We start from the raw sequence: 19,184 nt of genomic DNA on the forward strand, positions 1-19,184 counted from the left end.
CATGCGCGTCCTGCGGATCTCCCACAGCGCCGTCGTCACGGCGTGGCGCGGCCGGGAGGCCGCCCTGCGCGACCGCGGGATGACCGTCCGCACGCTGTCCGCCCGCAGGTGGGAGGAGGGCGGCCGGGACGTCGACCTGGAGCCGCAGCCGGGCGAGGACGTCGTCGGCGTCCGCACGCTCGGGCGCCACCCGAACGTGTTCCTCTACGACCCCCGCCCGGTCTGGCGCGCGCTCGGCGAGGACTGGGACGTGCTGGACCTGCACGAGGAGCCCGCCGCGCTGGCCACCGCCGAGGTGCTGCTGCTGCGCGCGCTGCGCCGGTCCCGCGTGCCCTACGTGCTGTACTCCGCGCAGAACCTCGCCAAGCGCTACCCGCCGCCGTTCCGGTGGTGGGAGCGGGGGGCGCTGCGCCACGCGGGCGCGGTCAGCGTCTGCAACTCCGAGGCCGGCGACGTGCTGCGCGCCAAGGGGCTGACCGCCCCCGCGCACGTCATCGGGCTCGGCGTCGAGCCGCCCGAGGGCGCCGGCTCGACCCAGGACGCCGGCGTAGTCGGTGCGGCTGCCCCCGCGCGCACCGGCTACGTCGGCCGCCTCCTCGCCCCGCACAAGGGGCTCGACGTGCTGCTGGACGCCGCCGAGGCCGACCCGCGGCTGCACGTCGCGATCGCCGGCGCCGGACCGCACGAGGCCGCGCTGCGCCGCCGCGCCGCCGGGCCCGCGCTCGCCGGGCGGGTGACGTTCCACGGGCACCTCGCGGGCGCCGACCTCGCCGCGTTCTACCGGACCCTCGGCGTGCTGGCGGTGCCCTCGGTCCCGGCGCCGGGGTGGCTGGAGCAGTTCGGCCGGGTGGCCGTCGAGGCCATGGCCGCCGGGGTCCCCGTCGTCGCGTCCGACTCGGGTGCGCTGCGGGACGTCGTGGGCGGCGCGGGCGTGCTGGTCCCGCCGGGCGACGCGGCGGCCCTGGCCCGAGCCCTGGCGGAGGTGCTGGACGACCCGGAGCGGGCGGCGGCCCTGAGCGCCGCGGGCCGGGCGCGCGCGGCGGAGTACACGTGGGGGGCGGTGGCGGAGCGCTACGAGGCCCTGTACCGCGCCGCGCTGGGCGCGACCGGTGCCGCCGGTGCCGCCGGCGCGGCCGCAGGGCCCGTGGGCGGCGGAGCCGGGGGGCTCGAGGTGGTGGTCGTGGCGTACGGGGCCGCGGGGCTGCTGGAACGCGCGCTCGCGCCGCTGGCGGGGGCGCTGCCCGTCACCGTGGTGGACAACTCCGGGGACCCGGAGGTCCGGCGCATCGCCCTCGCCGCGGGGGCGCGGTACCTCGACCCGGGCGCGAACCTCGGGTTCGGGGCGGCGGTCAACCGCGCGCTCGCCGACCCGCTGGTGCCGGGCGCCGACGTGCTGCTGCTCAACCCCGACGCCCGCATCGACGTCGCCGGGGTGCACGCGCTGCACGCCCGGCTGCGCGCCGGCGCGGACCTGGCCGCCGTGGGTCCCGCGCAGGTGGACGAGGACGGCCGCCCCGCGCGGGTGCTCTGGCCGTACCCGACGCCCGGCGGCGCGTGGCGGCAGTCCCTCGGCCTCGGCGTCTCGCAGACCGCGGACGGCTTCGTCATCGGGTCCGTGCTGCTGCTCCGGGCCGAGGCGCTCGCCGCGGTCGGCGGGTTCGACGAGGCGTACTTCCTCTACTCGGAGGAGACCGACTGGCAGCGGCGCGCCCGCCGGGCCGGCTGGCGGTCGGCGGTCGTGCCCGAGGTGGTCGCGCGGCACGTCGGCGCCGGCACCAGCGCGGACCCCACCCGCCGGGACACGCACTTCCACGCCGGCCAGGAGCGGTACCTGCGCACCCACCACGGCGCCGCGGGGTGGTCCGTCGCGCGCGCGGCGGTGCTGCTCGGCGGCGTGCCGCGGGCGGTCCTGCCCGGGGAGCGCGGCGCGGCCGCGCGGCTGCGGGTGCGGCTGTACCTGCGCGGGCCGCTGCGCGCGGAGGCCGCGCTGGGCGACCCCCGCACGCCCCGGCCGCCGCTGCCGGGCGCGCCCGCCGCGCCCGCCCCGGCCGCCGCGGCCACCGCACCCGCCCCGGCCGGCCCCGACGCCGCCCCCGACGACGAGCGGGAGACCGCCGCATGACCACCACGCTCCCGCCGCGGACCGAGCTCGCGCCCGGCGTCCGCCCGCACCGCGCCCGCATCCACCCGGGCGTGCTCGAGCGGCTGCCCGGGCGGACCCCCGCCCGGACCCTGGCGCTGACCGCGGGGGTCGTCGGCATCGGCGTGCTGGTCGTGCTGCTCACGTCCGCGCAGCCGTGGCTGACGCTCGCCGCGGGGGTGGGGGTGCTGGTCGTCGGGCTGACCCTGCGCGCGCCGGTCGCCCTGCCCGTGGTGGCCGTGCCGTTCCTGCTGCTCGTCAACCGGGTGGGCGGGACGCTGTCGGTGTCGGACCTCGTGCTGTTCGCCGCGTTCTGGCCCGCGCTGCTGTTCTGCCGCCGGCCGCTGTCGCCGCCGATGCGCGGGGTGCTGTGGGCGACGGCGTTCTACCAGGCCACCGTGCTGTTCACGGTGATCGTCAACCCCTACGCCGCGAACGCGACCGAGTGGGTGCACTCCTGGCTGCTCGTGGGCGGGGCGCTGCTGGTCGGCTGGGCGATCGGCGCGGCGGGCTACGCGCGGATCGCCCTCGGGCTCTACGTCGCCGCCGCGGCCGCCGTGGCGGTCACCGCGCTGGGCCAGTGGGTCGTCAACCTCACGCAGGGGAACACCGGCCCGGTGTACCTCAACGAGCCGTTCTCCATGCACAAGAACTACATCGGGTGCGTGCTCGCATTCGCCGCGATGGTCGTCTACACCCGGCCCCGGTGGCTGCGCTGGAACGACCTGGTCTGCCTGGCGCTGTTCACGCTGTTCGTGGCCGGCATCCTCGTGGCGCAGTCGCGGCAGGCGCTGATCGGCGTGGCCGTCGCGGTCGCCGTGGTCGCGCTGCGGCCGGACCCGCACCGGCACCGCTCCAAGGTGGTGCTGCTGGCGGTGGCCGGCGGGGCCCTGGTCGTCGGCACCCTGGTGCAGGACCAGCTCGAGTCCGGCGACCAGTACAACTCCGCCTACCAGCGGCTCGTCTGGTTCCAGCAGTCGATCGAGATCTGGCAGGAGTACCCGGTGTTCGGCGCCGGCCTGCGCTGGTGGTACACCGACCGGTTCGACGAGAAGTTCCAGCCGCCCAACGCCGAGTTCGAGATGCTCTCCTCCGGCGGCATCGTCGGCCTGGTCGGGTTCCTCGTCATGTTCCTGGCGATCCTCGTCATCCTGTGGCGGGTCGACTCCCGGTACGGGACGCTCGCGTTCGTCATGATCCTCATGCGGTTCGTGCAGGGGCAGTTCGACCTGTTCTGGGTGGCCGCGCAGGTGTCGATCCCGTTCGTCATCGCGGGCGTCTGCCTCGGCGCCCAGGCGTACGCGGCGCGGTCCGGGGCGGGCGAGGACGGGCTGCCCCGCGCCGTGCCCGGGTCGGCCGAGCCCGCGCCCCCGCGCGCCCCGGGACCGGCCGACAGCCCGGCCGGGCGGCACGCGCGCCGCCCGCGGGCCCGCCGGCTGCCGCTCCCCGTCGGCCACCGGGGGCGCTCGTGACCGCCGACGTCGTGCACGTGGTGTGCACGGACGCGTTCGCCGGCGTCGAGCGCTACGTGACCACCCTGGCCCGCACGCAGGACGCCCGCGGGATGCGGGTGCGCGTGCTCGGCGGCAGCGCCGCGCGGATGCCGGCCGAGCTCGCCGGGACCGGGGTCGCCTGGGCGCCCGCACCCACCGCGCTGCGGGCCGCCGTCGCCCTGCGCCGCACCGACGCGCGGCTGGTGCACGCCCACATGACCGCGGCGGAGCTCGCCGCGGTCGCGACCGGGCGCGCCCCGGTGGTCGCCACCCGGCACTTCGCGGACCGCCGCGGCTCCTCGGTCCCCGGCCGCGCGGTCGGCCGGTACGTCACGCCGCGGCTCGCCGCGCAGGTCGCGATCAGCCGGTTCGTCGCCGACCGCGTCGAGGGGCCGTGCACCGTCGTGCACCCCGGCGTGCCGAGCGTGCGGCGGGACGCCCCGGAGGCGGGGCGGCGCCCCGTGGTCCTCATGGCGCAGCGGCTCGAGGCCGAGAAGCGCACCGACCTCGGGCTGCGGATGTGGGCAGCGTCGGGGCTCGCGGACGCCGGCTGGGAGCTGCACGTCGCCGGCGAGGGCGCCCGGCGCGGGGAGCTGGAGGCGCTCGCCGCGTCGCTCGGCGTCGCCGGGTCCTGCCGGTTCCTCGGCGCCCGGTCCGACGTCGACGACCTGCTCGCGTCCGCCGCGGTGTTCCTGGCGCCACGACCCGACGAGCCGTACGGCCTGTCGGTCGTCGAGGCGATGGCGCACGGCACGCCCGTGGTCGCCGGCCGCGGCGGCGGGCACGACGAGACCGTCGGCGCGGCTGACGGCGCGGTGCTGGTCCCGGCCGACGACGCGGCCGCCGCTGGCGCCGCGCTCGCCCGCCTCGCGCGGGACCCCGAGCGCCGGGCGGCGTACGGCGAGGAGCTCCGGGCGGTGCAGCAGCGCCGGTTCGGCCTGGACGCGCACGCCGACGGGATCGCCGCCGTGTACCGCGCGGTGCTCGGGGCCGACCCGGCGCCCTCGCCCGCGCCCGGGGCCCCGGCGGTGGGCCGGTGACCGCGGCCTCCCCCGCCGCGGCGACCCGGCCCGCGGCGGGCGCCGGCCGCCGGGACCTCGTCGTCGTCTCCCTCGAGCCGTGGGACGAGGTGTGGCGGCGCAACCAGCACCTGGTGGCCGGCCTGCTGCGCGCGGACCCCGGCCTGCGGGTGCTGTTCGTCGAGCCGCCCGTCGACCACCTGCACGACCTGCGCCGCGGCGCCTCCCCGACGCTCGGCCGGCGGCTGCGCCGGCTCGGGGCCGGCGACGGCGCGCCGGAGGGCCGCGCGTGGGCGTACCGGCCGACCAAGTGGCTGCCCCGGCGCTGGGACGCCGGCGGCGACGACCGGCGCGCCCGCGGGGTCGCCCGGGTCGCCCGGCGCCTCGGGATGTCCGCGCCGGTGCTGTGGGTCAACGACCCGGGCGGTGCGGCGGTGCTGCGCGCCACCGGGTGGCCCGCGCTCTACGACGTGACCGACGACTGGCTGCGCGCCGTCCGGGAGCCCGCGGAGCACGAGCGGCTGCGCGCCGCCGAGGCCGAGCTGATGGACCGGTGCGCCGAGGTGGTCGTGTGCTCCCCCGCCCTCGTGCGGGCCAAGGGCGCCGACCGGCCGGTCACGCTGCTGACCAACGCCGTCGACGTGGACGCCTACCGGGTGCCCGCGCCGCGCCCGGCGGACCTGCCGGAGGGCGCGTACGCCCTCTACGTCGGCACGCTGCACCCCGACCGCCTGGACGTCGACGCCTGCCTGCGGCTGGCCACCGGGCTGCGCGCGTCGGGTGCCCGCCTGGTGCTCGTCGGGCCGCCGCTGCTCGACGCCCTGGACCTCACCCGGCTCGAGGCGGCGGGCGCGCTGCTGCTCGGCGCCCGGCCGGCCGCCCAGGTGCCCGCGTACCTGCAGCACGCCGGCGTCCTGGTCGTGCCGCACGTGGTCGACGACTTCACCGACTCGCTCGACCCGATCAAGCTCTACGAGTACCTCGCGGTCGGCCGGCCGATCGTGTCCACGCCGGTCGCGGGGTTCCGGGACCAGCCCGCGGACCGGGTGACCACCGCCTCGCCGCAGAACCTGCCCGCCGCGGTCGGCCGGGTGCTGGCGGAGGCGGGCCCGGTGCCGGGCGGCCCGGGTCCGGGCCCCGCGGACGTGCCGCGCTGGTCGGACCGGGTGACCGAGATGGCCGCCGTGCTCAGCCGCGTGCGCGCGGCCGGCTGACCGACCGCCACACCGCGGTCAGCCGCTCGGCGGTCTCCGCCACGGCGAACTCCGCCTGGACGTCCTTCCACGCGCGGTCCGCCCGCGCCGCGGCCTCCTGCGGCCGGTCCAGCACCCGCGCGACGGCGTCCGCGAGCGCCGCGGGGTCGCGCGGCGGGACCAGCAGGCAGCGCTCGGTGCCGTCCGCGGCACGCGCGATCTCGTCGACCCCGCCACCCGCCGTCGCCACCACGGGCACGCCGCGGGCCATGCCCTCGACGACCACCTGGCCGAACGGCTCCGGGACCGGCGAGGCGTGCACCAGCACGGACAGCGCGTCCACCTCCGCCGCCGGGTCCGCGACCCAGCCCGTCCACTCCATCCGGTCGCCCAGCCCGCGCCGCTCCGCCAGCGCCCGGACCTCGGCCTCGTAGGCCGCCTCGGCGAACAGGGCCGCGCCCACCACCCGGAACCGGGCCGTGGGGAACCGCGGCGCGAGCAGCGCGCAGGCCTCGACGAACTCCCGCTGGCCCTTGGTCGGGCTCACCCGGCCCACCAGGCCGATCACGGGCTCCGGCGGCACGGCGCGCGACGCCGGGTCCGCGGCCACCTGCTCCGGGGCCAGCCCCGGGTACGCCAGGGTCCAGCCCCGCGGCAGCGGCAGCAGCGTCTCCGCCGTGGCGCGCGAGTTCACCACGACGTGCCGGGGCCCGCGACGGGCCAGCACCCGCAGCGCGCGGGCGACCGGCGCCGGCAGGTAGTCCTCGGCGATCCGGTCGTGCACGTGCCAGACGAGCGGCGAGCGGGCCCGCGCCGCGGCGGGCAGGCCCAGCAGGTCCGCCTTGAGGGACGTCGTGTGCACCACGTCGGGGCCGATCCCGCGCAGCACCTCGGTGAGCCGCGCGACGAACGGCAGCGTCGCCGCCGCCGACCGCGCCGCCCCGGCGACCGACCGCCCCGCCTGCATCCGGTCCGTGGCCGCGGTGCGCGGGTCCAGCGGGACCACGTGCACCGGCACGTCGACCGCCCGGAGCCGGTCCGCGAGCGGTCCGTCGGCGAACAGCACGACGGTGACCTCGACCCGCGACGGGTCCAGCGCCACGCAGGTCCGCAGCAGGGCGAGCTCCGCCCCGCCGAGCTCCGCGGTGTGGTCGAGGACGGCCACCCGCAGGGGGCGGGTCACGGCGTCTCGACGGCGACCGGGGCGCGGCCCTTCCGCGACGGGGCCGCGTCGGTGTCGGTGTCGGCGTCGGTCCCGGCGTCGGTCGTGCCGTCGGCCTCGGCGTCCGTGGCGGTGCCGGCGGCGGGCTCCTCGGCCGCCGGGGCGCCGGGCTGGTCGGCCGCCGCGTCGCCGTGCGCGGCGGACTCCGCCTCGTCGGTCGTCTCGCCGGCGTAGGCGTAGGTCGCCTCGTACGCGACGTGCCGGCGCTCGGCCGCCCCGTCCAGCGAGAGCCCGAGCAGCGCGGCGTTCGCGGCCCGCAGCCGGTCCGCCGACTCCTCGACCGCCGCGACCGGCGTGTGCCCGATCGTCACGGCCAGCAGCACGCCGTCGGCGTACGAGCCGAGGATCGTCGCGTCCGCCGCGACCAGCATCGGGGGGGCGTCGATGATCACGACGTCCGCGGTGCGCCGCAGCTGCTCGACCAGGGCCCGGACCTCGTCGGAGGCCAGGTAGTCGGCGGGGTCGAGCTCCGTGTGCAGCGCCGGGTGCACGGACAGGTGCGGGATCGCGGTCGGCACGACGGCGGTGCGCGGGCGGGCGCCGCCGCGGCCGGCGGGCACCGGCTCGTCCGCGACCGCCGGGAGCAGCGCGTTCAGCCGCGGCTGGCGCAGGTCGCCCGACAGCACGACGACGCTGCGGCCCGACAGCGCCCAGGACGCCGCAAGGTTCGCCGCGACGAACGAGCGCGGGGTCTCGACGTCCGCGGCGGTCACGACGATCACCGCGGTGCCGGAGTCGTTCTGCACCGCGGCCTGCAGCGCCGTGCGCAGCTCCCGGACCGACCGGGTGTAGGCCGTGGCCTCGCGACGCGCGACCGGCAGGGTGCCCTCGGCCTCGTAGGACCGCAGGGCCGGCGTGGTGCCGGACAGCCGCGCGAGCACCGGGGCGCCGGCGCTGCGGCGGGCGGCGCCGGTGGTGCGCACCTTCGTGTCCAGCCCGCGGCGGACCACGGCCAGGCCGATGCCGACCAGCAGGCCGGCGAGGCCCGCCACCGCGTAGACCAGCGACGGCGGGATGCTGATCAGCGTGCCGTGCACCGCGTTGCGCAGGATCACGGCGGGCGAGGCCAGCAGCTGCGCCTGGGTGAGCTGCGCCGACAGCGTCTGGTACTGGTCCATCGTCGTGGCGTACTGCGCCTCGAGCAGGCCCTCGACCGGGTCCACCTGGGCGTTCGGGCCGGCCGCGGCAGCCGCGGCGGCCGCGGCACGCCGGGCGGCGGTGATCGCCTGCTGCTGCTGGTCGATGCTCGTCGCCAGCTCGGCGAGCCGCTGCTGCATGCCGGTCACGGCCTCGTCGAACTGCGCCTGCAGCGCCGCGACGTACGCGGCGGCCACGGCGTTCGCCCCGTCCACCACCCCGTCGGGGTCCAGACCCGTCTGCGTGATGACCACGTTGTTCGGGCTGTCCATGTCGTACCCGGCGTCGGTGCGCGCGGCGAGGTCGTCCGCCAGGCCGGGGTCGCCGAGGTCGGTGGCCGCCGCGGTCGCCACGGCGTCGCCGGTCACCAGCGCCGGGTCGCTCTCGAGGCGGACGCCCGCCGTGCCCAGCGTCTCGGCGTCCACGATCTGCACCGTGGCCTCGCTCGCGTACTCGGGCTCCTGCCGGTCGACGTACAGCCACGCACCGCCGAGGGCGGCGACGACGGAGGCCAGGACCAGCCACTTGCCGAACCAGATGGTCCGGAACATGTCCTGCAGGGTCATCGGGGGCGCCTCTCGGTCGGGACGGGCTCGGGCCGGGCGTCGCCGGCGGCCGGGTGCAGGTGCGCGCGTTCCTCGCGCACGATGGCGTGCAGCCGCTCGACGAACCGCCCGGCGGCGAAGGCGTCGGCGTGCGCCGTGAGCACGCCGGGGTCCCAGGTGCGGGACAGCGCGCGCCCGGCGGCCTCGGCCACGAGGTCGGGGTCGGGGTCGTCGAAGAACTCGCCGGTGACGCCGTCGCGGACGGTGTCGAGGTACCCGCCGTCGCGCAGCACGACGGACGGGCGGCCGAAGGCGGCGGCCTCCAGCGGGGACAGGCCGTAGTCCTCGTACGAGGCGGCGACCAGGGCCGCGCAGCTCCGGTACAGCCAGCGCAGCCGGGCGTCGTCCACCCGGCCGACCAGCCGGACCCGCGGCAGGTCCCGGACGCGCTGGGCGAGCGCCGCGCGCTCCGGCCCGTCGCCGACGACGACCAGGCGGGCGCCGGGCGTGCGCCGCACCGCCTCGACGACGACGTCGACGTTCTTGTACGGGAGCAGCCGGGCGACGCAGAGCAGGAACCCGGGTTCGACCTCGGGCACCGGGACCTCCGGGCCATCCGGGAGCATGGCGGGCGGCGGCGGCAGGATCTCCGCCTCGATGCCGTACGCCTCCCGGATCGCGCGGGCGGTGACCGTCGAGTTCGCGAGGTAGCGGTCCGCGGTCGCGGCCGCGTGCCGGTCCCACCGCCGCAGCCCCGGGGCCAGCGCGCCGAGCGCTCGCGCCGCCATCCATCGCTGCGGGCCGCGGGCCGGGCCGAGGTACCGGTCCGCCTGGTACAGCCAGCGCGCGGGGGCGTGGCAGTAGACGACCTTGCGGCCCGACGTCGGGAAGCCGTGCGCCCAGCCGGTCGAGGACGCCAGCACGACGTCCGCCTCGATCGGGGTCGCGCGCACCGCCGGGGCGAGCAGCGGCAGCGCCAGCCGGTGGTGCCGGCGCAGCAGGCCGACCCGGTCCAGCGGGCTGGTCCGCACGTCCAGCGGCGCGAACTCCGGGAACGTGCCGCCGGGGTGGTACAGCGTGGTGTAGAGCGGGGCACCGGGGAACGCGTCCGCCATCACCAGCGCGACGCGCTCCGCGCCGCCGCGCTGCGTGGCGTAGTCGTGCGCCAGCGCGACCCCGTCACCGGCCGCCATGCCCGCTCACGACGACGTAGAGGGTGCGCCACAGGATCATGAGGTCGAAGGCGATCGACCAGTTCTCGACGTACCGCAGGTCGAGCTTGACCGCCTCCTCCCACGCGAGGTCCGCGCGGCCGCTGATCTGCCACAGCCCGGTCAGGCCCGGCTTCACCAGCAGGCGGCGGCGGGCGGACTCCCGGTACTGCGCGACCTCGTACGGCAGCGGCGGGCGGGGCCCGACCAGCGCCATCTCGCCGCGCACCACGTTGAGCAGCTGCGGGAGCTCGTCCAGGGAGTGCTTGCGCAGGAAGTGCCCGACCCTGGTGATGCGCGGGTCGCGGTCCATCTTGAACAGCGGGCCGTCCGCCTGGTTCGCGGCGCGCAGCTCGGCGAGCTTCGCCTCGGCGTCCACGACCATCGTGCGGAACTTCAGCATCGTGAACTCGCGGCCCTCCTTGCCCACCCGGGTCTGCCGGAACAGGACCGGGCCGGGGCTGGTGACCTTCACCGCGACCGCGATGACCGCCATCACCGGCGCGAGCAGCAGCAGCGCGCCCAGCGCGAACGCGGTGTCGAACGCGCGCTTGGTGATGATGCGCGAGCGGCGGGACTCCGCGGCGTTCACGTGGATCAGGGACAGGCCGGCGGTCGGCTCGAGCGACACCCGCGGGCCGAACACCTCGACGATGCCGGGCGCGACGACCAGCTCGGCGCTGGTGCGCTGCAGGGCCCAGGACAGCCGGCGCAGCGCCTGCCCGGACAGCTCCGACCCCGTGACGATGACGACGTCGAACACCCCGTCGGCCGCGACCTGCACCGCGTCCGACACGGTGCCGAGCACCGGGACGCCGAGCGGGGGCAGCGGGCCGTCGAACGAGGGCACGCACACCCCCGAGATCTGGTAGCCGTACTGCGGCAGGGCGCGCAGGTCGTCGACGATCTGGGTCACCGACGACGCGTCGCCGACGACGAGCGTGCGGCGCATCGACTCCCCCGCGGCGCGGCGGCGGTGCAGCGCGCGGCGGGCGAGGTGCCGCACGGTGATGAGCACGAGCACGACCAGCGGCAGCGCGAAGAACACGATGGTGCGCGGCACCTCGACGTCCAGGCCGACCGCGAGCAGGGCCAGCGCCGCGGCGCTCAGGACGCCCCCGCGGATCACGGCCTCGAACTCGAGGTGCCCGTCGCCGATCACCTGGCGGTCGTAGCCGCGCTCGACGGCGACCATCGCCACGAACAGCAGGCCGATCATCAGGCCCCAGGACAGCTGCACCAGCGTGACGGCGTGCATGACGAACAGCAGCAGCGTCGGGATGCTGGTCGCGAGCACGATGTCCCGGGCCAGCGTCTCGACCTGGTACGTGGCGTGCTGGCTGCGCCAGCCCGACGGGGCGGCCGTGCGGTGCGCCTCGTCGAACGGGCGCTCGGAGGCCCAGGACAGCCGCGGACCGCGGGTCGCACGTCGCCGCTCGGCGGCCTCGTGCTCCGGGGTCGGGGTCGCGGGGCCCGGCGCCGCGACGGTGCGCTCGGTGGAGCGCGACACGTCGTGATCGTCGAGCAGGCTCATGGTCGTCCCCCTGGGCGGCGTTGGTGTGACTTGAGGCTATATCAGCGGGTTTGCCCTGGTCCGCCCTATCTGTCCGCTTTCACCCCATTCGCACCCGTATGGGCGAAGGTCTCCGAGACGACCTGCGACGACGCCCCGCCCGGGCCCCCCGGCGTGGGCCATCCGGGTGGCCCGCCCGGCCGCGCGGGGCCGTGCGCGGGCACGACGGAGGCCGCCGCCGCGGGACCGTCGGAGGGACGGTCCCGGGGCGACGGCCTCGGGGTCGTGCGGGGCGCGGCGGGCGGCCGCGGCGGGGTCAGGACGTGCGGGTGTGGAACCGCAGCTGCGCCCGCTCCAGGCCCTCGGTCACCAGCAGCTCGACGGCGTCCGCGGCGTCGTCCAGCAGGAACGGCAGGTCCTTCTGCTCCGGCTTGGCGAAGTCCCGCAGCACGAAGTCCGCGGCGTCCATCCGCCCCGGCGGGCGGCCGACACCGACGCGCACCCGCAGGTAGTCCTTCGTGCCCAGCGCCTTGGTGGTGTCGCGCAGGCCGTTGTGCCCGCCCTCGCCGCCGCCGATCTTCAGCTTGATCTCGCCGAACGGGATGTCGAGCTCGTCGTGCACCATGACCACGCGCTCCGGCGGCACGTCGTAGTACCGGGCCAGCGCCGCCACCGGGCCGCCCGACGTGTTCATGTACGTGGTCGGCTTCGCGAGCACCGCGCGCGGGCCGGGGACGCCGCCGGGGCCGGTGCCGATCCGCACCTCCGCGGTCGCCGCCTGCGGGCGCCGGGACAGCACGCCGCCCTTCGACGAGAACGACGCGCCGGCGCGGCGGGCCAGCTCGTCGAGGACCATCTGGCCGACGTTGTGCCGGTTGCCCGCGTACTGCGGCCCGGGGTTGCCCAGGCCGACCACCAACCAGCGCCCCTCGCTCATCGCGGCGCCACTCCCTTCCTCATGCCGGACGCCCGGCACCGTCGCACGGTACCGGGCGTCCCCAGCGTGGTCGGCACGGAGGTCCGTGCCGGGCGGATCACTCCGCGGCGGCCTCGGCCTCGGCCTCGTCCGCGGCGCGGTCCTCGGCGGAGACGGTCGGGACGGTCACCGTCACGACGATCGTCTCGGCGTCGGTCACCAGCGCGGCGCCCTTCGGCAGGGTCAGCTCGCCGGCGGTCAGCGCGGTGCCCGCCTCCAGGCCCTCGATCGAGACCTCGACGTGCTCCGGCAGGTGCGTGGCCTCGGCCTCGAGCGCCAGCGCCTGGGTCTCGACGATGTGGATGGTGCCGGGGGCCGACTCGCCCACGACCGTGACGGGGACCTCGACCGAGACCTTCTCGCCGCGGCGGACGATCAGCAGGTCGACGTGCTCGATGACGTTCTTGACCGGGTCGCGCTGGACGTCCTTCGCGATGGCCAGCGTGGCCTTGCCCTCGAGCTCGATCTCGAACAGGGCGTTGGCCTGCTTCACGGCCAGCATGGTCTCGTGGCCCGGCAGGGCGACGTGCACCGGCTCGGTCCCGTGCCCGTACAGGACGGCGGGGATCTGGTGGGCACGGCGCAGGCGGCGCGCGGCGCCCTTGCCGAACTCGGTGCGGGCGGTGGCGGCGAGCTTGACCTCGGACACGATGACTCCCAAGAGCAGAGGATGACGACGGGCGAGACGGATGTGGTGGCCTCGACGCGGGACACGGGACGGGCACGCGGAGGCGTCCACCCTGTCGATCACGGAAGTGGCGGCCTGACACCGACGCGATCCGCCCGGGGGCCGCGGCTCCGCACCCGCGGGGTGCTCGCCGCGCCGTCCGGCGGACCGTCGACGGGGTCGTGTGGAGCGACCGTCCGACGTCCCTCGCCGAGGCAACCCGCCGATCCTACCCGCCCCCGCCCGTGGGGACGAATCCGCCCCCGCGCCACCCGGCAGGGGCACCCGACGCCGACCGGGCACCCTGCGTGCATCGGGGGCGCTCCCCGCACCACCCCGGATGCGCGGCACATGCCCCGCGGGTGCCCGGGGGCGCGCCCCCCGCCCACCGGACACCCCGCGCTTGCCGGGGGTGTCCGGGTGCGCGAAGGCCCGCCGGCCCCGGGCGGGGCGGGCGGGCCTTCGGCACGCGCGGCGCGCGGGGCGCCGCGGCGGGTCAGGACTGGCCGTCGAACAGGCTGGTCACCGAGCCGTCGTCGAAGACCTCCCGGATCGCCCGGGCGATGAGCGGCGCGATCGACAGGACCGTCAGCCCCTCGAACCGGTGCTCGTCCGGGATCGGCAGGGTGTCGGTCACGACGACCTCGCGCGCCCCGCACTGCTGCAGACGGTCGGTGGCCGGGTCGGACAGCACGCCGTGGGTGGCCGCGACGATGACGTCCTTCGCGCCGGCCTCCTTGAGCACCCGCACGGCCCCGGTGATGGTGCCGCCGGTGTCGATGAGGTCGTCGACCAGCACGCAGGTGCGGCCCTCGACATCGCCGACGACGCGGTTCGCGACGGTCTTGTTCGGCTGCCGGATGTCGCGCGACTTGTGCACGAACGCCAGCGGGCCGCCGCCGAGCTTCTGCGCCCACAGCTCCGCGACGCGGATGCGGCCGGCGTCCGGGGACACGACGGTGACGTTCTGCACGTCGACGCGGGTCCGCACGTACTCCGTGAGGATCGGCATCGCCCACAGGTGGTCGACCGGGCCGTCGAAGAAGCCCTGGATCTGCGCGGCGTGCAGGTCGACGCTCATGAGCCGGTCGGCGCCGGCGGTCCGGAACAGGTCCGCCATGAGGCGGGCCGAGATCGGCTCGCGCCCGCGGTGCTTCTTGTCCTGCCGCGCGTACCCGTAGAACGGCGCGATCACGGTGATCGTCTTGGCCGAGGCGCGCTTGAGCGCGTCGACCATGAGGAACTGCTCCATCAGCCACTGGTTGATGGGCGCCGCGTGGCTCTGCAGCACGAACACGTCCGCGCCGCGCACCGACTCGGCGAACCGCACGTAGATCTCGCCGTTCGCGAAGTCGTACGCCGTGGTGGGCAGCAGGTCGATGTCGAGGCTCTTGGCCACGGCGGCGGCGAGCTCGGGGTGCGCGCGACCCGAGACCAGGACGAGCCGCTTCTCACCGTCCTGCGAGACGATCCCGGTCATCGTGCGGTGTCCTCCGTGCTGGGCTGGGCGTCGGGCAGCGGGACCGGGTGGTCCGGCAGGTGCGGTGGCGGGGTCGTGAAGACGCCGGCCTCGGTGCCGTGGCGGCCGGCGCGCTCGCGCTCGGCGCGGGCCTGCGGCGAGAGCTCGGCGTCGTCGCCGCGGGCGCGGGCGGCGGCCTCGGCGGCGGGCGTCCCGGGGCGGGACCGGGCGACCCAGCCCTCGATGTTCCGCTGCACGCCGGCGCTCACGGCCAGCGCGCCCGGCGGGACGTCGTGCCGGATGACCGACCCGGCGCCGGTGTACGCGCCGTCGCCGACCGTGACCGGGGCGACGAACATGTTGTCCGAGCCGGTGCGCGCGTGGGAGCCGATGGTCGTGCGGTGCTTGCGGACGCCGTCGTAGTTGACGAACACCGACGCGGCGCCGATGTTCGTCTCCTCGCCGATGGTCGCGTCGCCGACGTAGGACAGGTGCGGCACCTTGGACCCGGCGCCGATCTCGGCGTTCTTGGTCTCCACGAACGTGCCGATCTTGCCGCGCTCGCCGAGCACGGTCCCGGGGCGCAGGTACGCGAACGGGCCGACCGTGGCGTCCGGGCCGATGACCGCGAGCGACCCGTGCGTGCGGACGACGGTGGCGTTCGCGTGCACCTCGACGTCGGTGAGCGTCGTGTCCGGGCCGATCGTCGCGCCGGAGGCCACCGAGGTGGCGCCGTGCAGCTGCGTGCCCGGCAGCAGGGTGACGTCCTGCGCGAGCTCGACGTCGACGTCCACCCACGTGGTCGCGGGGTCGACGACGGTCACGCCGGAGCGCATCCAGTCGTCGAGGATCCGGCGGTTCAGCTCGGCGCGGAGCACGGCCATCTGCGCGCGGTCGTTGACGCCCTCGACCAGGACGGGGTCGTCGGTGCGCAGCGCGCGCACCCGGCCGCCGTCGCCGCGGGCGATCGCCAGCACGTCCGTGAGGTAGACCTCGCCCTGCGCGTTGTCCCGGCCGAGCCGGCCGAACGCGCCGCGCAGCACCGCGGCGTCGAAGACGTAGACCGACGAGTTGATCTCGGCGATGGCGCGCTGCGCGTCGGTCGCGTCCTTCTCCTCGACGATGCCGACCACGTCCCCGGCGTCGGCCGGGTCCTCGGAGCGCAGGATGCGGCCGTACCCGGTGGGGTCGGCGACCTCGGTGGTGAGCACCGTGACGGCGTTGCCGTCCGCGGCGTGCGCGGCGAGCAGCTCCGCGAGGGTGCCGCCGTCTAGCAGCGGGATGTCCCCCGCCAGCACGACGACCGGGCCCTCGACCAGCACGCCCGCGACCGACCCGGGCGCCCCGGGGCCGTCGCCCGCGGAGGCGGCGTCGGCCTGCGCGGCGGCGTCGAGCACGGACAGGGCGCACTGCACGGCGCGGCCGGTGCCGGGGATCTCGTCCTGGTCGGCGACCAGCACCTGCGGCAGGAGCTCGCGGGCGTGCTGGGCGACCCGCTCGCGCTCGTGCCGCACGACGACGGCGGTCCGGCGGGGCTCGAGGGCCTGCGCGGCCGCGAGCGCGTGCCCGAGCATGGAGCGGCCCGCGAGCGTGTGCAGGACCTTGGGTGTCGTCGAACGCATCCGGGTGCCCTCGCCTGCGGCAAGGACGATGACCGCGGCAGGGCGGGGGGTGGTCACCTGTGGGTGCTCCCTCTGAGAGGTCTGCCCGGGCGCCGGGGGGCGGTCACGGGCGGGGACGTCGTGCTCATGCACTCTACCGCCGTCGCCACGGGACCCGGTGCCGGATCCACCCGGGAGGGGCTCCCCGCGCCGGTCACGGCGACGCGCGTCACACTGGTGCGCAGCGGCGGGCGCCCGGCCGCGCCGCCCGACCGGGAGGTCAGCACATGGCCGACGGCACCCTGTACCCCCGCGTGGTCCAGACGGTCCTGGACACCACCGACCCCCGCGCGCTGGCCGAGTTCTACCGCGCGCTCCTGGGCCTCGAGTACCGCCCGGGCGACGAGCCGCCGGCGCCCGGCGAGCCCGACCCGAACGGCGAGGACTGGCTGGTCCTGCAGGGCGAGGGCCGGTGGCCGCTGGCGTTCCAGAAGGTGCCGGAGATGGCGCCGCCGACCTGGCCGGACCCGGACGTCCCGCAGCAGCTGCACCTGGACATGACCGTCCCGGACGCCGGGACGCTGGACGCCCAGCACGAGCGCGTGCTCGGCCTGGGCGCCCGGCTGCTGTTCGACCGCCGCGACGACCCGGACGAGCCGCTGCGCGTGTACGCGGACCCGGCCGGTCACCCGTTCTGCATCTTCGTGGGCTGAGTCACCGGGGCCTCACCGCGGCGCCGACCCGGTCAGCCGGGCGACGTGCAGCGTGAGGTACAGCAGCTCGTCGGCGTCGACGCTCCAGTCGAAGAGCTCCTCGAGCAGCGCGCCGATCCGCACCGCGGAGGCGAACTGCCGCGGCTTGGACGCCCGCACCGCCGCGAGCACCTCGTCGGTGTCGCCGCTGCCGCTCGGCACGCCCGGCGCCGGCGGCTTCGGGTGCTGCCGCGCCCGCACGAACAGGAACCGCAGGTGCGTGACGAAGCGGGCGACGTCGACCGCGCCCTCGTCGAACCGGATGCCGTGCTCGTCGTCGATGATCTGCAGGATCCGCTGCAGCGCCTCGGTCATCCGCACGTACTCGCGCATGTCGTCCGAGCCGAACTGCGCGTTGACGAAGTGCATGGCGATGGGCACCGCCTCGGACGCGGGCAGCCGCACGCCCGTCCGCCGCTCCACGATGTCGAGCGCCTCGCGCCCGAACGCGAGCTCGGCCGGGTACAGGTAGGACAGCTCGGAGCGCAGCGGGTACTCCATCGCGGTGCCCTCGCGGACCCGGCGGAGGGCGAACCCGATGTGGTCCGCGAGCGGGATGAGCACCCGGGCGGTCACGTGCGGCCCCAGGCGCTCGCGCCCGGCGCGCATCACCTCCTCGGACGCCGCCACCGCGTCGATGGAGATCTCCTCCACCATCGCCGCGAGCCGCTCGAGCGACCCGATGCCGTCCGGCACGAAGGTGCGCTGCACCGCCGCGGGGTCCACGTCGTCGCCCGGCGAGGTGCGGAAGCCCAGGCCGGGACCGAGCAGGATGACCTCGGTCCCGGCGTCGTCGATCCCGAGCACGACGCTGTTGTTCAGGACCTGCTTGACGCGCATCGTCACCTCCGCTGCCCGTGGGTCGCGATCAGCTCGCGGTACCAGTGGAAGGAGTCCTTGCGGTACCGGTCCAGCGTGCGCAGGTCGCCCTCGTCGCGGTCGACGTAGACGAACCCGTACCGCTTGCGCATGCCCTGGTGCGTGGACACCAGGTCGATCGCCGCCCACGGGCAGTAGCCGAGGACGTCGACGCCGTCGGTGACGGCCTGCTGGATCTGGTCGACGTGGTCGCGCAGGTAGGCGATCCGGTAGGGGTCGTGCACCGAGCCGTCCGCCTCGAGGACGTCCGGGGCGCCGAGCCCGTTCTCGGTGACGAGCAGCGGGAGCCGGTACCGGTCGTAGAGCTGGCGGAACGTCGTCCGGAAGCCGACCGGGTCCATCTCCCAGCCGAACTCGCTGGTCGTCAGGTGCGGGTTGGACACCCCGCGGTACACGCCGGCCTCGCCGATGAGCAGGTGCTGGTCCTGCGAGCCGCCCTTCTCGGGCCCGTCGGGCGTCGGCGCCCCGACGGTGTGCGACGTGTAGTAGTTGAACGCCACGAAGTCCGGGCGCCCGGCGGCCAGGTCGGCCAGGTCGCCCGGTTCGATCGCGGGCCGCCAGCCCCGCTCCCCCAGGTACGCCCAAGCCGTCGGGTTGTAGACCCCGTGCACGGCCGCGTCGAGGTACAGCCAGTTCCGGATCGCCGCGAAGTCCTCGGCGGCGACGACGTCCAGGGGGTCGCTGCTCGCCGGGTACACGCAGGCGATGTTCGGTGCCGGACCGACGAGCGCGCCGGGCACCTCGTGCACCGCCCGCATGGCCCGCGCCTGCGCGACGAGCATGTGGTGGTTCTGCTGGTAGATCTCGCGCTGCGGGTCGTCGCCGCCCGGCGCGGGGATCCCGAGCGCGCCGCCGAACAGGATCATGATGTTCTGCTCGTTGATCGTCAGCCAGTACCGGACGCGGTCGCCGAGCGCGGCGGTCAGCACCCGCGCGTAGCGCTCGAAGGCGTCGACGGTCGACCGCGAGGACCAGCCGCCCTTCGCCTGCAGCGCCTGCGGCAGGTCGAAGTGGTACATCGTCAGAACCGGCTCGATGCCGTGGGCGAGCAGCGCGTCGACCAGCCGGCCGTAGAACGCGAGCCCCGCGGGGTTCACCTCGCCGTCGCCGTCGGGGATCACGCGGGACCACGAGACGGAGAACCGGTAGGCGCGCAGGCCGAGCTCGGCCATGAGCGCCACGTCCTCCTCCATCCGGTGGTAGTGGTCGCTCGCGACGGTGTAGTCCGCCACGCCGGCCGGGCGGTCCGTGCGGGCGTCCATGATCGACGGGCCCTTGCCGTCCTCGGCCGCGGCGCCCTCCACCTGGTAGGCGGACGTGGAGGCGCCCCACAGGAAGGACGGCGGGAACGGGCGCAGGGTGCGGTGCTGCACGGGT

At 76.5% G+C, this 19,184-nt stretch carries 15 protein-coding genes; 5 read left to right on the top strand and 10 right to left on the bottom strand.

Annotated features, from left to right (window positions below; genetic code table 11):
• Window position 1 precedes the first annotated feature (1 nt).
• From HNR08_RS03715 to HNR08_RS03730, 4 genes are read left to right on the top strand one after another with little or no spacing between them, the layout of a single operon-like run.
• Window positions 2-2,122, top strand: coding sequence for a glycosyltransferase (locus HNR08_RS03715; RefSeq protein ID WP_246803082.1), 2,121 nt, complete (start codon window positions 2-4; stop codon window positions 2,120-2,122).
• A complete protein-coding gene (locus tag HNR08_RS03720; RefSeq protein ID WP_146838224.1) occupies window positions 2,119-3,612 on the top strand; it encodes an O-antigen ligase family protein in 1,494 nt (497 codons plus the stop codon). The genes HNR08_RS03715 and HNR08_RS03720 overlap by 4 nt, the downstream gene beginning before the upstream one ends.
• Window positions 3,609-4,673, top strand: a complete 1,065-nt coding sequence (locus HNR08_RS21465) for a glycosyltransferase family 4 protein (protein ID WP_146838226.1) — start codon at window positions 3,609-3,611, stop codon at window positions 4,671-4,673. Before HNR08_RS03720 ends, HNR08_RS21465 begins: the two co-directional genes overlap by 4 nt.
• The gene (locus HNR08_RS03730; protein WP_146838227.1) at window positions 4,670-5,866 is read left to right on the top strand and encodes a glycosyltransferase; all 1,197 of its coding nucleotides are present in this window, start codon (window positions 4,670-4,672) and stop codon (window positions 5,864-5,866) included. Before HNR08_RS21465 ends, HNR08_RS03730 begins: the two co-directional genes overlap by 4 nt.
• Here HNR08_RS03730 and HNR08_RS03735 read toward each other — a convergent pair.
• The 8 genes from HNR08_RS03735 to glmU form a co-directional block, all read right to left on the bottom strand.
• Window positions 5,841-7,028 (bottom strand): glycosyltransferase, encoded by a 1,188-nt coding sequence (locus HNR08_RS03735; protein WP_146838230.1) that lies wholly within the window; start codon window positions 7,026-7,028, stop codon window positions 5,841-5,843. The genes HNR08_RS03730 and HNR08_RS03735 overlap by 26 nt on opposite strands.
• Window positions 7,025-8,770, bottom strand: coding sequence for a Wzz/FepE/Etk N-terminal domain-containing protein (locus tag HNR08_RS03740; protein WP_146838232.1), 1,746 nt, complete (start codon window positions 8,768-8,770; stop codon window positions 7,025-7,027). The genes HNR08_RS03735 and HNR08_RS03740 overlap by 4 nt, the downstream gene beginning before the upstream one ends.
• A complete protein-coding gene (locus HNR08_RS03745) occupies window positions 8,767-9,942 on the bottom strand; it encodes a glycosyltransferase (protein WP_146838234.1) in 1,176 nt (391 codons plus the stop codon). Before HNR08_RS03745 ends, HNR08_RS03740 begins: the two co-directional genes overlap by 4 nt.
• Complete coding sequence (locus HNR08_RS03750; RefSeq protein WP_146838236.1) at window positions 9,929-11,494, bottom strand: sugar transferase; 1,566 nt, start codon at window positions 11,492-11,494, stop codon at window positions 9,929-9,931. The genes HNR08_RS03745 and HNR08_RS03750 overlap by 14 nt, the downstream gene beginning before the upstream one ends.
• Before the next feature lie 295 nt (window positions 11,495-11,789).
• The gene (pth, locus tag HNR08_RS03755; RefSeq protein WP_146838238.1) at window positions 11,790-12,410 is read right to left on the bottom strand and encodes an aminoacyl-tRNA hydrolase; all 621 of its coding nucleotides are present in this window, start codon (window positions 12,408-12,410) and stop codon (window positions 11,790-11,792) included.
• A 97-nt stretch (window positions 12,411-12,507) separates the two neighbouring features.
• Window positions 12,508-13,098, bottom strand: coding sequence for a 50S ribosomal protein L25/general stress protein Ctc (locus tag HNR08_RS03760; RefSeq protein WP_146838279.1), 591 nt, complete (start codon window positions 13,096-13,098; stop codon window positions 12,508-12,510).
• A gap of 514 nt (window positions 13,099-13,612) precedes the next feature.
• The gene (locus tag HNR08_RS03765) at window positions 13,613-14,596 is read right to left on the bottom strand and encodes a ribose-phosphate diphosphokinase (protein ID WP_146838240.1); all 984 of its coding nucleotides are present in this window, start codon (window positions 14,594-14,596) and stop codon (window positions 13,613-13,615) included.
• A complete protein-coding gene (gene glmU / locus HNR08_RS03770) occupies window positions 14,593-16,254 on the bottom strand; it encodes a bifunctional UDP-N-acetylglucosamine diphosphorylase/glucosamine-1-phosphate N-acetyltransferase GlmU (protein ID WP_146838242.1) in 1,662 nt (553 codons plus the stop codon). Before glmU ends, HNR08_RS03765 begins: the two co-directional genes overlap by 4 nt.
• A 209-nt stretch (window positions 16,255-16,463) precedes the next feature.
• On the opposite strand from glmU, the gene HNR08_RS03775 reads away from it, so the two are divergent.
• Entirely contained in the window at window positions 16,464-16,889 is a 426-nt protein-coding gene (locus HNR08_RS03775; protein WP_146838244.1) for a VOC family protein, read from the top strand.
• Between the two features lie 12 nt (window positions 16,890-16,901).
• Here HNR08_RS03775 and HNR08_RS03780 read toward each other — a convergent pair whose 3' ends face one another.
• A complete protein-coding gene (locus HNR08_RS03780) occupies window positions 16,902-17,768 on the bottom strand; it encodes a PRD domain-containing protein (protein ID WP_146838246.1) in 867 nt (288 codons plus the stop codon).
• 2 nt (window positions 17,769-17,770) lie between these two features.
• On the bottom strand, window positions 17,771-19,180 hold the full coding sequence (locus HNR08_RS03785; RefSeq protein WP_146838248.1) for a glycoside hydrolase family 1 protein: 1,410 nt from the start codon (window positions 19,178-19,180) through the stop codon (window positions 17,771-17,773).
• Window positions 19,181-19,184 lie beyond the last annotated feature (4 nt).

Origin of the sequence: Cellulomonas hominis (genome assembly GCF_014201095.1) — a bacterium.
Taxonomy (GTDB): domain Bacteria; phylum Actinomycetota; class Actinomycetes; order Actinomycetales; family Cellulomonadaceae; genus Cellulomonas; species Cellulomonas hominis.

Coding starts and splice junctions, on each gene's coding strand:
- pth (WP_146838238.1), bottom strand. CDS start 12,410: ATGAGCGAGGGGCGCTGGTTGGTGGTCGGCCTGGGCAACCCCGGGCCG.
- HNR08_RS03745 (WP_146838234.1), bottom strand. CDS start 9,942: ATGGCGGCCGGTGACGGGGTCGCGCTGGCGCACGACTACGCCACGCAG.
- HNR08_RS03715 (WP_246803082.1), top strand. CDS start 2: ATGCGCGTCCTGCGGATCTCCCACAGCGCCGTCGTCACGGCGTGGCGC.
- HNR08_RS03720 (WP_146838224.1), top strand. CDS start 2,119: ATGACCACCACGCTCCCGCCGCGGACCGAGCTCGCGCCCGGCGTCCGC.
- HNR08_RS03775 (WP_146838244.1), top strand. CDS start 16,464: ATGGCCGACGGCACCCTGTACCCCCGCGTGGTCCAGACGGTCCTGGAC.
- HNR08_RS03750 (WP_146838236.1), bottom strand. CDS start 11,494: ATGAGCCTGCTCGACGATCACGACGTGTCGCGCTCCACCGAGCGCACC.
- HNR08_RS03765 (WP_146838240.1), bottom strand. CDS start 14,596: ATGACCGGGATCGTCTCGCAGGACGGTGAGAAGCGGCTCGTCCTGGTC.
- HNR08_RS03780 (WP_146838246.1), bottom strand. CDS start 17,768: ATGCGCGTCAAGCAGGTCCTGAACAACAGCGTCGTGCTCGGGATCGAC.
- HNR08_RS03740 (WP_146838232.1), bottom strand. CDS start 8,770: ATGACCCTGCAGGACATGTTCCGGACCATCTGGTTCGGCAAGTGGCTG.